General features: G+C 37.9%; 13 protein-coding genes. 2 read left to right on the top strand and 11 right to left on the bottom strand.

The window, feature by feature from the left end; all coding sequences use genetic code 11:
• Positions 1-160: 160 nt before the first annotated feature.
• The 3 genes from eno to G7074_RS04225 all read right to left on the bottom strand — a co-directional run bounded on the left by eno (position 161) and on the right by G7074_RS04225 (position 3171).
• Positions 161-1456 carry a phosphopyruvate hydratase gene (gene eno / locus G7074_RS04235; RefSeq protein ID WP_124559475.1) on the bottom strand — a complete coding sequence of 432 codons (1296 nt, stop codon included), beginning with the start codon at positions 1454-1456 and terminating at the stop codon, positions 161-163.
• Positions 1457-1738: 282 nt separating this feature from the next.
• Positions 1739-2587, bottom strand: a complete 849-nt coding sequence (locus tag G7074_RS04230; RefSeq protein ID WP_124559476.1) for a DUF2911 domain-containing protein — start codon at positions 2585-2587, stop codon at positions 1739-1741.
• A gap of 62 nt (positions 2588-2649) precedes the next feature.
• On the bottom strand, positions 2650-3171 hold the full coding sequence (locus tag G7074_RS04225; protein WP_124559477.1) for a GNAT family N-acetyltransferase: 522 nt from the start codon (positions 3169-3171) through the stop codon (positions 2650-2652).
• A 293-nt stretch (positions 3172-3464) separates the two neighbouring features.
• Here G7074_RS04225 and G7074_RS04220 point away from each other — a divergent pair, with 293 nt between their 5' ends.
• Together G7074_RS04220 and G7074_RS04215 are read left to right on the top strand one after the other, a co-directional pair.
• On the top strand, positions 3465-3878 hold the full coding sequence (locus G7074_RS04220) for an AAA family ATPase (RefSeq protein WP_166207102.1): 414 nt from the start codon (positions 3465-3467) through the stop codon (positions 3876-3878).
• On the top strand, positions 3878-5008 hold the full coding sequence (locus tag G7074_RS04215) for a hypothetical protein (protein WP_166207099.1): 1131 nt from the start codon (positions 3878-3880) through the stop codon (positions 5006-5008). The genes G7074_RS04220 and G7074_RS04215 overlap by 1 nt, the downstream gene beginning before the upstream one ends.
• 117 nt (positions 5009-5125) lie before the next feature.
• Here G7074_RS04215 and dacB read toward each other — a convergent pair whose 3' ends face one another.
• The 8 genes from dacB to G7074_RS04175 form a co-directional block, all read right to left on the bottom strand.
• A complete protein-coding gene (gene dacB / locus G7074_RS04210) occupies positions 5126-6535 on the bottom strand; it encodes a D-alanyl-D-alanine carboxypeptidase/D-alanyl-D-alanine-endopeptidase (RefSeq protein ID WP_166207096.1) in 1410 nt (469 codons plus the stop codon).
• Between the two features lie 80 nt (positions 6536-6615).
• Positions 6616-7218 (bottom strand): CDP-alcohol phosphatidyltransferase family protein, encoded by a 603-nt coding sequence (locus tag G7074_RS04205; protein ID WP_124559575.1) that lies wholly within the window; start codon positions 7216-7218, stop codon positions 6616-6618.
• 54 nt (positions 7219-7272) lie between these two features.
• Positions 7273-8262, bottom strand: a complete 990-nt coding sequence (locus G7074_RS04200) for an aspartate-semialdehyde dehydrogenase (RefSeq protein ID WP_166207093.1) — start codon at positions 8260-8262, stop codon at positions 7273-7275.
• Between the two features lie 235 nt (positions 8263-8497).
• Positions 8498-9367 carry a sugar phosphate isomerase/epimerase gene (locus G7074_RS04195; protein ID WP_166207090.1) on the bottom strand — a complete coding sequence of 290 codons (870 nt, stop codon included), beginning with the start codon at positions 9365-9367 and terminating at the stop codon, positions 8498-8500.
• Positions 9368-9378: 11 nt separating this feature from the next.
• Positions 9379-10218 carry a sugar phosphate isomerase/epimerase gene (locus G7074_RS04190; protein WP_240916465.1) on the bottom strand — a complete coding sequence of 280 codons (840 nt, stop codon included), beginning with the start codon at positions 10216-10218 and terminating at the stop codon, positions 9379-9381.
• A gap of 45 nt (positions 10219-10263) precedes the next feature.
• Positions 10264-11154 (bottom strand): hydroxypyruvate isomerase family protein, encoded by an 891-nt coding sequence (locus tag G7074_RS04185; RefSeq protein ID WP_124559484.1) that lies wholly within the window; start codon positions 11152-11154, stop codon positions 10264-10266.
• 1 nt (position 11155) lies between these two features.
• Entirely contained in the window at positions 11156-12397 is a 1242-nt protein-coding gene (locus tag G7074_RS04180) for a nucleoside permease (RefSeq protein WP_124559485.1), read from the bottom strand.
• 153 nt (positions 12398-12550) lie between these two features.
• Complete coding sequence (locus tag G7074_RS04175; RefSeq protein WP_124559486.1) at positions 12551-13231, bottom strand: DUF1080 domain-containing protein; 681 nt, start codon at positions 13229-13231, stop codon at positions 12551-12553.
• Between the last annotated feature and the right edge of the window lie 25 nt (positions 13232-13256).

The following is a 13256-nucleotide window of genomic DNA, read 5'->3' as shown; positions in this document are numbered from 1 at the left end:
CAGGTTTCAAAAACCTGTAAGGTTTGCACAACAAATATAGTATTAAAATAAAAACATCCGAAGATTTAAAATCTCCGGATGTTTCACAAATAAGTTTTTCAACTTGTTAACATTATTGCATCATTGCGGATGGTTTAAACCCGCCTCAATGGATAATGGATTATTTTTTAGCGTATTTGAATTTTGAACCGATGAAACGTGCGTTTTCGCCCAATTCTTCTTCAATACGTAATAATTGATTGTATTTTGCAATCCTGTCCGAACGTGAAGCCGAACCGGTTTTGATCTGTCCGCAGTTTAATGCAACAGCTAAATCAGCAATGGTAACATCTTCAGTTTCGCCAGAACGGTGACTCATTACCGAAGTATAACCACTGTTTTGTGCTAAAGTTACTGCATTGATAGTTTCGGTTAAAGAACCAATTTGGTTAACTTTTACCAAGATAGAGTTAGCAGTATCTTCGTCGATACCACGTTGTAAACGGGTTACGTTAGTTACAAATAAATCGTCACCAACCAATTGGACACGGTCGCCAACTTTATCAGTTAAGCTTTTCCAGCCAGTCCAGTCGTTTTCGTCCATACCATCTTCAATAGAGATGATTGGATATTTAGCTGATAAATCTGCTAAGTATTGTGCCTGCTCTTCGCTGGTACGAATTACACCTGTAGCACCTTCAAATTTAGTATAATCGTATTTACCATCTTTGTAGAACTCAGATGAAGCACAATCTAAAGCTAAACAAATTTGCGAACCTGGTTTGTAACCTGCAGTTTCAATTGCTTTTAATACCGTTTCAATTGCATCTTCAGTACCATCGAAAGTTGGTGCAAAACCACCTTCATCACCTACAGCTGTAGATAAACCTCTATCGTGAAGAATTTTTTTCAAGCTATGGAAAACTTCAGTTCCCCAACGTAATGCTTCAGAGAAAGAAGGTGCGCCAACTGGCATAATCATAAATTCCTGGAATGCAATAGGGGCATCAGAGTGAGAACCGCCATTGATGATGTTCATCATCGGGATAGGTAAAGTGTTTGCATTTACACCGCCAATATAACGGTATAAAGGTTGGCCAATTTCATCAGCAGCAGCTTTGGCTACAGCTAAAGAAACACCTAAAATAGCATTAGCACCTAAGTTACCTTTGTTTTCGGTACCATCAAGGTCTAACATAAGTTTGTCAATTGTGTTTTGTTCAAAAACATCAATACCTCTTAATGCATCAGCAATTTTAGTATTTACATTTTCAACTGCTTTTAAAACGCCTTTACCTAAATATGTAGATTTATCTCCATCGCGTAATTCAACAGCTTCATATTGTCCGGTTGATGCACCACTTGGTACTGCAGCACGGCCAAATGCACCTGCTTCCGTTGCAACTTCTACTTCTACTGTTGGATTTCCTCTTGAATCGAGGATTTGTCTCGCATGGACATTAACAATTATGCTCATTTTATTTTAATTTTTTGTTGATTTCTTAACCTGCTTAGTGTACAAAGTACAATTACTAAGCGCAACATCAAAGTTAGTATAATTTTTAAATAAATAAAGCGTTTTGAGCGTTAATGTTAGGGGAGTTGTTCAAATTAATGAGTGGTTAATTTTAAGTTAATATTGGACATTATTTATATCCAATTGATGTCTCGTCTCAACCAAAATATAATAAAATGGAGAAATCTAAGACCATGATATGGCACTCATAGATTTCTCCACTGCGGTCGAAACGACGACTTTTTATTTTTTTGCCTGACCTAATAATTCAGTGTTTAAACGCACATATTCATCAATATTTTGTGCTTTTGCAGCTTCAATGCCTTGTTGTGCGCTAGCCGTTGCACCAGCTTTATCGCCCATTTTTAATTGGATACGGCCTTTCCACAGTTTAAACCATGGCGCCTTCATATCAGATTTTTCTGCTTCTGTCATCCATTCTAAAGCTGTTTTTAAATCTTTACCATTTTGGTAGTAGTATTGTGCGGCAGCAAAATAGGGTTTCTTTTCGCCTTTCATGGCCTCGGCAATATTGGCCATTACCTTTTCGTCAATGCTAGTTGTCATATTGACTGTAAAAGCACTTTTCTCCCACATTAAATTTAATTTGGCAGCAGTTTCTGTAACATCGCTAAATTGCATGGTAAGCGTTTCAACTTTATCTTTTAACGCAATTGTTTTTACTGTTACGCGTAAAATATCATCACTTTCTTTATATGTGTATGCACCCCACTGGTCGGCTATTTTATTGAAAATAACTGTCCATTCTTTTTCACCTGGGATACTAAAAAGACCATATTCGCCCGCAGGTAAATCTTTGCCTTCAATTTTAACATCTTCCGTAAATTTAATCCGGGTAGCCGAGTTGGCTCCTGTACGCCAAACTACGCCTAATGGTTCCATACCGCCAAAAATTTTACGCCCTTTTACGTCCGGACGTGAATAGGTTAAAGTTATTTTACCCAATCCAAAATCCTGGGTAATGGTTTGTCCGCTACTGGGTTGAGGTATTTTTAAACCTTGTGCGTCTGCTAAATTTGCTGCGCCCAATAGCACAATAAACAGTGCTATAGATTTTTTAAATAATTTCATGGTTTTGTTGTTTTTGGTTTATGCTAATTTACGCATTAAGCTTTGGTTTTTGGCAAAATCTTTTAATAGTTTGGCGCTGTAAGCTGTTGTTTGCGAAAACCAAAAATTCGTTCATCGAAATATTCGCCGTATTTAAAAATGGTTGATTTCAACTCTGCTTCAAAAATAAAACCTGCTTTTTTCAGTACCTGTTGCGAAGCCAGGTTGGTGTGGGAAGTGCGGGCGAAAATCCGGTTGATATCAAAGGTAGTAAAGCCGTATTTCAGCATTTCTTTTACAGCAATTGGCATAATCCCTTTTCCCCAGTAGGGTTCTGCAATCCAATAGCCCATTTCTGCACTTTTACTGTAAAGATCAGTCAGTTGGTGCACACCTATTGATCCGATTACTTCTCCGTTAACAACAATGGCTTTAATTTGTAAAGGATTATGACTTAATGCCAGTTGAATAAAAGCCTCTCCATCCTTTTTCTCATAAGGAAAGGGGAATTTATTGGTTAAGTATTTCGAAATGTTAAAGTTATTGGCGTGCTTAACCAGGCTTTCAACATCAGAGGGTTGGTAAGGGCGTAAAATTAGTTGCATTCATGTACTGTTTTATCAAGCTATGATCTGTTTGTAACTTTTCAAGAAAACTAAAGTCAGAAATAAAATGGTTTTATGTTACATTTCAATCAATTTGAAAAGTCTTATTTCGATAGTCTTGTTTTAAAGATAGATAATATTAAGATTCCAGAAGGCATTTTTTGGATAAAAGGAAGCAATGGCACCGGAAAAAGTACCTTGTTGAAGGCAATTGCAGGAATATTATCTTTTAAGGGGACATTGCAGTAGGTCCCGTCTATTTAAAAAATCATGGTGTTCCGTATAGGAAATTGGTGAATTTTGCTGCCGCAGAGCCATTGTTCCCAGAATTTTTAAGTGGAGCAGAGATGATCAATCTTTTTGCAAAAGCAAAAGGCGCCGCTGTTGATCATGCGGAGATCCTGGTTGCGGAAATAGGAATGACTGAATATATCAATAATCCATTAGGTTCCTATTCTAGTGGTATGCTCAAAAAGCTTTCGCTTGTGCTGGCTTTTCTTGGGAAACCAAAATTGATTTTGCTGGACGAACCTTTAAATACGATAGATACAGAATCCCTTGAAGTATTATACCGTTGGATAAAAGAAAAACATGAGAAAGAGAGGATCAGTTTTCTCTTGTCGTCACATCAACCATTTGATAATTTAAAATTGCCCGGACTTAAACAGATTAGTATTGAGAATAAAAAATTAACCTTGAACTTTTAATGTTTCTGTCTTCGAACCTTGCTGTAAGAAAAATATTTGTAGATGGGTTTTACCGTACCCATGCAGGTATGCTGGTATTTGTTTTCGTAATGTTGATCAGTTACTGTTTGTTCATAAATACCTTAGGGACTGTTATGCTGGATCAGATTGATTTCTGGCAGTTTTTCTTTACTATTAGTTTGGTAAGTAATCCATTAATCATGGCTTTTTACATTATTGCAAGCTCAATATATGCCTATAAAAGCTTAAAATATGTGTTTAGTCAGCTTGCTCTGCCTCAGCAGGAATTTTTGTATTATAGTTTTACTTCATGTTCAAAAAAACACCAATTTATTGCCTGGTGCGTAGTACAGGCGAGTATTTTTATACCAATATTGTGTTATACTTTGTATGCCATCGTTATTGGGTTGGTGTTTGGTTATTATCTTATTTCTATTGGGATCTTAGTCTTTCAGTTGCTCTTGGTTTTGGGCGCTGCTTATGTGTGCTTAAAAGAAAGTAACCGTTTACTCGAAGCTAATAAACCCAATTGGTTGATCAGGATAAGTCGGAAATGGAATAAACCTGTGTTTTTATTATATACTTTTCAGGTTTTTAACCGATCAAAGCTAGCTTACGTACTAACCAAAATACTCTCTTGGATTTTGATTTCGAGTGTTTTTATCCTTTTTTCTGATCTGGAAGATAATTTCAAATTACTGATGCTCATTACCTCCTGCATTGTTATAGCTCATGGTGTACTCATTTATCAGGAGAAAATTTTTAATTGCCGCTATTTATCCTTTCTTCCGAATTTTCCTTTTAGTAGGGTAAAGGTGTTTTTGGGCTTCTGCTTAAACTATCTCGTTTTATTATTGCCCGAAATTTGTTGGATGTTTACCCGGTTTGGGTCGTTAACTTCACTCAAACTAATCTTGTTTGCTTTTTCGGCTATTCTTTTATTTAGAAGTTTACTTTTAGCGGATAGGATACGGGTTAAAAGATTTTTAACAGGTATTTTCTGCCTGTTTATGCTTTTTTATGTATTTATCATTTTTGGTTTAGGCTTAGTATTAATCCCTTTAAATATTATTGCAGCCTGGGTGATATTTCGTAAAAATTACTTGAATGACAATTGTCTAGGTATTTAAAAAATATTCATTTTGAGCGGGGTGCAATGCAGTCGAGAACCACCTAATTGCTCAGCGGTACGGAGAGATCTATCGGGATGTGACGACTGCACTTTTATTTAAATCGTAAACAGTAACTTATTTCAATTCATCTAACACCTTGAATAACTTTTTATTAATGCCGCTTTCACTATAATTATTGATGTTGATTACAACAATATATTTATTTCCGGCCGCATCGGTATGGTAACCAGCAAATGCCGAAACATCGTTTATTGTACCACTTTTAATTTTCATGCCGTTATATTCAGGAAAAGCTTTGTAATAATCGGCAAACCAACTTTCTTTTTGTGCCTGGAACAAAACATTTGCCATGGCTGCAGTGGTAATCCTGTCGCCTGGCGAAAGTCCGCTGCCATCAATAATGTTAAGCGCCGACTTTTCGATGCCTTTATTAACCCAAAAAGCTATTTCGGCTTCGGCTCCTTTAGCGGTGCTGGCTTCTTTCCCTGATTTTAAGGCAATGGTTTTTAATAAACTTTCGCCGTACAGGTTAATGCTTTTCTTTAAAAACCAGTAAGTAATTTCGCTCAGGGTAGGAGAGCTGACAGTGCTTATTTTTTGCTTTACTGACGGAATGGACTGCTTGTTTAAGACCATTAAGCGGGTTGTGGTAGCTTGCTGATCGGTGCTTATGCCGAGCCTTTTTAGCGTGTCTTGCAAACGGTAAGCGCAATCAAAAGCAGGATCGGGTAATGCCACGGAAATACCAGTTTTACCAATTCCCATTCCCCAGCTGCCACGGAGGTAGGCTACATTGCCGTACGGGGGCAGGAAAGCGTAACTTCTGTCACCTGTACCAGAGGGACCCGTTTTCAACTCATTTACAATTTGAACATAAGGAGTAGCTGGAACAGTTTTTACAATTTTTACTTCTTCGGTTGTGCCGCTGCCGGGTTTAAGATGGATATCGAACTGATTCTCGCGCCAGGCCAGGCCCGAAGTGCCTGCGCCGTAGTAGTTGCCTATATCTTGCCAAACCCAGCCTTCAGGAGTAGTTTGTGTGCCAAAAATACGATCATCACCAATTACGGCACCTTCAATTTTTTTAATGCCAGTCGATTTTATGGCCGAAACCCATTGGCTTAATACGGCGTTTTCTTTATTCTGGTAGCGCCACGAACCCAAAGTTGGGTCACCACTGCCGATAATGATCAGGTTTCCTTTTAATGTCCCATCGGCTGTAATGGTACCAGTGTAAGCCAGTGTAGTTTGAAACTGAAAATCTTTCCCTAAAATGCTGAAAGCTGTGGCTGCAGTAATGGTTTTTAGTGTTGAGGCAGTGGCCAAGCCAATCTGCTCATTCCTTGCAAATAGCGTTTTTCCTGTATTGGCATCCAAAACACAAAGTGATAATAGAGCATGTTTAGCCTGCTCATCATTTAACAGGTTGTTGAAAGCTTTTTCGAGGTTTTGAATCCTGTTTTGTGCAATGACAAGATTTGTGGTAAAAAGTATAAGGAGTAGTGAAAATATTCTTAATCGCATAGGTGTTTTATCTGTTGGAGGTTGCCAAAGATAAAACTAATTAAAAAGTGAGTGTTGTTATGATAACATCTTTACAAATATTATCCGTTGAATAACTTATTGCGTTTAATTTCTTTCCCTTGTCTGAGTTTTACCGCATGATAAATAGTGGGTACATCGTTGATCCATTTTTTAAGGGTAAACACAATTGCCAGTATTTCTAATCTTGTGGCCAGTCCAATCCATAGGCAAAGCTCAAATAGCACAATAGGCTCACAATGGACCATTATTTCGACCAGTGTAGCAAATAGGATTAATGTCCAGATTTTAGCGCCAATAGAGTGTGTAGCAATTTCTTTTTTGAATTTGATATAGCTTAATACATAGGTTGAAAGCTCAAAAGCACCTAGAACGATCAGTTTTGCCAGGTTGGATTTGAAAAAAACGGGGCATTGAATGTAGGTGGCTACGGCAACTGAAATAAAAAATATCTGATCGATGCTGGAATCCAGGCGCCTTAATTTTTCGGTAGATATATTCAGTTTGCGTGCAATAATTCCATCAAAAACATCGGTGAGCAAACCAACTGATAATAATATGATGGCTAGAACGGTGTAGTGGGTTACCTGAAAAATACTGAGTAAAACAATTGTAAAACCAATTAGCAGCCGCGAGTAAATTAAGGCAATGGGAATATTTTTCATGAATGGAGCGAGCATAAAAAAGCCCCGATTGTTGATCGGGGCCTGTAATATTGATTAAACCAATTCTTTTTGAATCAGGTATTCGGCAATTTGAACTGCATTGGTTGCAGCACCTTTGCGCAGGTTATCAGCAACAATCCAAAGGTTTAACGCTTTAGGAGCCGATTCATCTCTGCGGATACGGCCGACAAAAACCTCATCTTTTTCGTGTGCATCTTTTGGCATCGGGTATTTTAAATTCGCCACGTCATCTACAACGATTACACCTGGCGCTTTTTCTAAAATACTGCGTACTTCAGCTAAATCGAAATCGTTTTCGAACTCGATATTTACCGATTCTGAGTGACCTCCCATTACTGGGATACGAACGGTTGTAGCGGTAACTTTAATGCTGTCGTCGCTCATGATTTTGTTCGTTTCCTTAATCATTTTAATTTCTTCTTTGGTATATCCGTTTTCAGTGAAAACATCAATATGAGGAAGTACGTTTAAATCGATTTCGTATGGATAAGCTTTAGGGCCATCAACGCCTTTACGTTCGTTCATTAACTGCTCTACAGCTTTTACGCCAGTTCCGGTAACCGATTGGTAAGTTGAAACCACTACACGTTTGATTTTATATTTATCGTGCAAAGGTTTTAAAACCACTACCATTTGAATGGTAGAACAGTTAGGGTTGGCAATAATTTTATTATCGATAGAAAGCTCGTGGGCATTAACCTCTGGCACTACCAATTTAATGGTTGGGTTCATTCTCCATGCAGAAGAGTTATCGATTACTGTAGTTCCGGCTTCTTTAAAGCGTGGTGCATGCTCTAAAGAGGTGCTTCCGCCAGCAGAAAATAAAGCGATATCTGGTTTCATGCCAATAGCGGTATCCATGCTAACAATTGGGAACTTCTTACCCTTAAAAGTAATTTCCTTACCAACACTCTTCTCAGATGCTACGGGAATTAACTCTGTTAAAGGGAAATTTCTTTCCTCCAATACTTTTAACATGACAGTGCCTACCAAACCGGTGGCACCTACTACTGCTACTTTCATTTTAAATTTTAATTATATTTTATTAAACATTTGATGTAAGCCCAAATATGCTAAAAATTAAGCTTATATCCCTATTGTTACCAATTTAATTTGCTTTTAATGGCAGAAATATTATTTTTTCAATAAGTAATGTGATTTTTTGAAGAAAATATAATTAAATGCAGAAGACCGTTTCTTAGGACTCCACAGAGAAAAGAAAACCCCGCAGGTTTTAGATCTGCGGGGTTTTAGTAAACTATACCAAATTTGCTTTTATATAATCGCAACTTGTTTTGATAGAACCGATTGGATCGGGTTTGTAATTGGTTTCGTGCTCAACAAAGAAATGCTGCATACCCGAAAGTTTGGCTTGGGCAAAGATGGTTTTAAAATCAATTGAACCATTTCCAACTTCGGTATTCCACTCTCGTTTGGTTTTATCCATATCTTTTACGTGCCACATTGGGAAACGGCCAGGATATTTTTTAAACAAAGCCAGGGGATCGTTACCCGAGCGTACTACCCAGTACAAATCCATTTCGAAATTAACCAGGTTTTTGTCGGTTTCGCTTAAATAAACATCATAACCGGTAATGTCGCCTATTTTTTTAAATTCGAAATCGTGGTTGTGGTAGGCAAATTTTAAGCCAGATGCTTTGGCAATTTCGGCAACCTTGTTAAAGTTTTCGGCAGTTTTTTTGAAACCGTCTGCGCCTTTGCTGGTATCAACATGTGCCCCTGCGATGGTAAAATATTTACCACCAATAGCTGCCGATGATTCGATATCGGCTTTTAATTTGTCGGTTTTTCCGGTTCTTACAAAATCGTCCATACCGTAGTGGCCGCTTGGTGCTTTTAAGCCGTTTGCATCTAACAGGGCTTTAAATTCTTTTGGTGTTAAACCCCAGAATTTACCGTTAGAGAAACCATAGGTTTCTACTTCTTTGTATCCGGCTTGTGCTACCTTTTCGATAACACCTTTTACATCTTTTGGTAATTCATCGCGCAAGGTATAAAGTTGTAAACCAATATTTTTCTTTGGTTTATCGAATGCGAAAGAGGGGATCAGTAATGCTGCTCCGGCAGCTAATCCTGCTTGTTTTAAGAATGTTCTTCTTGAATTCATCTCTTAAAAGATTAAATAATTTCCTTTTTAATATAAGCGCAGCTAGCTGCAACAGAGGCCATTGGGTTTGGTTTGTAATTGGTTTCGTGCTCTACAAAGAAATGTTTCATGCCCGAAAGTTTTGCCTGGGCAAAAATCGGTTTAAAATTAATGGCACCAGTACCTACCTCAGCATTTAGGGCCGGGTTGGCTTTATCCATATCTTTAACATGCCACATGGTAAAACGACCTGGGTTTTCTTTAAACAATTTTATAGGATCGTTTCCTGAGCGTACCACCCAATACAAATCAAGTTCGAAATCGACTAATTTTTTATCGGTACCTTTTAATAAAATTTCGTAACCAGTAGTATCACCAATTTTCTCAAATTCGAAATTGTGGTTATGGTAAGCCAAACGGATACCGGCTGCTTTACACATTTTACCTGCTTCGTTTATTCTTGCCGCAATTTTCTTGTAATCTTCGGCATTTTTTCTGATACCCGAATCTAACCAGGGAATGGTTACATACTCGCTTTTAAGTACTTTAGCTGCTGCAATGGCTGCTTTTAACTCGGTGGTGTTGCCATCGTTTAAATAACTGCCTAAACCATAATGACCACTAGGAGCTTTTAATCCATTATCATCAAGCAGTTTTTTAAATTGTGCAGGTGTTAAACCCCAAAACTGATCTTTGATAGAAAAACCATAGGTTTCTACTTCTTTGAAGCCAGCTTTTGCAATTTTTGCGATTGTTCCTTTTACATCTTTTGGTAATTCATCTCTTAAAGAGTACAGCTGCAAGCCAACCGCTCTTTTATCGGCAGCAGCAAAAACGAATGATGGAACCAAAAGTGCTGCGGCTGCAGCCATGCTGCTGTTTATTATAAAATTTCTTCTTGATATCATAACGTAAGATTAAATATCGCAGATAGCAACAGCCTTTTTCAATGAAGCCATTTTATCTGCTTGTTTAGGTATAAATTCTTGTGCAACGAAACCTTTAAAGCCGGTTTCGGCAATGGCTTTCATAATGGCAGGGTAATACAACTCCTGGGTATCATCTATTTCATTACGGCCCGGAACACCTGCGGTATGATAATGCGCAATGTACTGGTGATAATCCCTGATGTTTCTGATTACATCGCCTTCATCAATCTGCATGTGATAAATATCGTAAAGCAATTTGAAGTTTTCTGAACCTAGACGTTTGCAAAGTTCAGCACCCCACGAGGTTCTATCACATTGGTAATCTTTATGGTTTAATTTGCTGTTTAAAAGCTCCATTACCAGTACAACATTGTGTTTTTCTGCCAAAGGGATTAACTGTTTAAGGCCTTTTACACAATTGTTCCATCCGGTTTCATCGTCTTTGCCACGGCGGTTACCACTAAAGCAAATCAGGTTTTTGTAACCGGCTGCCGCTACAAGAGGAATCATTTCAGTATAGTTTTTGATGAGCTTTTCGTGAAATTTTTCATCGTTGAAACCGTCAACAAGGTTAATTTCGGCACCGTTGCACATTGTCGATTCTAAACCGTGCTTTTTTAAGGTAGGCCAGTCTTTCGGACCAACTAAGTCAATCCCTTTAATGCCAATTTTTTTTGCTTCGATGCAAAGTGCTTCTACATCGAAGCTACTAAAACACCAGCGACATACCGCATGGTTAATATTTCCTTTTAGCCTAAACGGCTCTTTTGATTCTGATTTATCCATTGCAAGGGCTGATAGTCCTGAAGAAACACCTATTGCAGCAGTACCTGCAACGATATTCTTTAATGCATTTCTCCTATTTATGTTTGAGGCCATATTAAACAGTTTTAGCTTCTACTTCTGATTTGGTTTTATCGTTAAATATTAATGCGAAAAGCAAAAATACAACCAAGGCGATACCAGCAGGGATAATCCAGATCATTTTCCAGTCCATAGTACCATCTACTGCTTTATAGGCATCAGATATTTTTCCGGCAACTGCAAAACCAATCAACATACCCACACCGTAAGTCGCCAAAGTAATTAAGCCCTGAGCAGAGCTTTTAAATCTTTCACCCGCTTTAGAGTTGGTATAAATCTGGCCAGAAACAAAGAAGAAATCGTAGCATACCCCGTGTAAGGCAATACCTAAAATTAACATGAAGCTTAGTTCGCCGGCGTTTCCATATGCAAACAGGGCATAACGTACTGCCCAGGCCAGCATGCCTACCAAGATGGTCATTTTAAAACCGAAACGTTTAAAAAATACAGGTATAAATAATAGGAAGAGTACTTCTGAAGCCTGACCAATAGTCATTTTACCAGTTGGATTATCAACTCCGATATTAGAAAGGAACGGGTTTGCATTCTGGTAATAAAATGCCAGTGGAATACAGATTAATATAGAGGAGATAAAGAAAATCAGGAAGTTTCTGTCTTTTAATAGTTTTAAGGCATCAAGACCCAATACATCAGAAATGGTAATTTTTTCATCAGATGAAACCTTAGGTGGCGTTTTAGGTAAAGTGAAACTGAATAATCCTAATACTAAAGAAACAATACCTGCCATAAGGAAAGTGTTTTTCAACAAACCTGCTTCGGTACCTTCTTTTGAATCCCAGTGGAAAAAGTAACTGATTAATAAGCCCGCTGCAATCCAACCAATGGTACCCCAGATACGGATAGAAGAAAATTCTTTCTCAGGATCGTTCATTTGATTAAAAGAAACAGAGTTTACTAGGGCAAGAGTAGGCATGAAAAGGATCATGTAACCCAAAACGTAAGGATAGAACACGCTTACATCGGTTGCGTTGTACATCTGATACATTAATATGGCGCCAACAATGTGTAAAACACCTAAAATGCGCTCGGCGTTAAAATATCTGTCGGCAATTAAACCAACAATGAAAGGGGCAATAATAGCGCCCCATGATTGAGTAGAAAATACAGCTCCGGTTTCGGCACCTGAAGCTTTTAAATTATTTCCTAAGAAAGTACCCAGGGTAACAAACCAGGCGCCCCAGATAAAAAATTCCAGGAACATCATGGCAGAGAGTTTAAAGCGAGTAGTGTTATTCATTTGGTCAGTAATTGTGTAAAATGGTTAAGGTAAGATGGATAATGGAAAGGTTTCCTAAAACACATCTTACTGTTTATAATATTTGAACTGGATTTGTTAAGAGGGAAAATGTATAATTCACATCATACATTTTCCCTCTTACATTTTCCTTATTTAAAGTTCTTTTATAGAGATGTTTTTGTACCAAACTTCATCGCCATGATCTTGCAATGCAATTTTACCGGTTTTGAAAGTACCCCAGTTTTCCCATGTAGCAAATTTACTGCCTGCTACAAGGTTTTTCCAGCTATCATCCCAAAGGGTAGTTTTTACCACTTCAACACCGTTTAATATTAAGGTTAATTTACCTTTTTTACTAATAATTTCAGCTTTATTCCATTCGCCAACAGCTTTTACCGGCTCTGAAGAACTTTTTACCAGATCGTACAAATCACCTGCACGGTGTTTGGTAATTTTACCATCAGGGTGGCCGTCGTTATCAATTACCTGCATTTCTAAACCTGTTGAATAGGTTGCATGGTATTTAGGCTCCTCGTGTACATAAAAGATAAGTCCGCTGTTTGCTTTTGGTGCAACTTTCCACTCATATTTTAAATGGTAATCGCCATATTCTTTATCGGTAACTAAATCGCCGCCACCATCTTTTCCTTTGGTTGCTAAATCTAAATGCAGTGCACCGTCTTGTACCTGCCAGGCGCTGCCTACAGTAGTTTTGTTATAGGTGTGCCAGCCGGTTGTAGTTTTACCATCAAACAACGGTTTAAAGCCTTTTTGAGCTTTTGATATTTGTGTAACTGCCAATAAGATACAAGCAGAAAAGATTATTTTTTTCATATTTTTTTTATTAAACCTCATAGGT

Origin of the sequence: Pedobacter sp. HDW13, from assembly GCF_011303555.1 — a bacterium.
Classification (GTDB): domain Bacteria; phylum Bacteroidota; class Bacteroidia; order Sphingobacteriales; family Sphingobacteriaceae; genus Pedobacter.
Note: the sequence above shows the minus strand (reverse complement) of the source record. Positions and strands in the feature narration are given on the sequence as shown.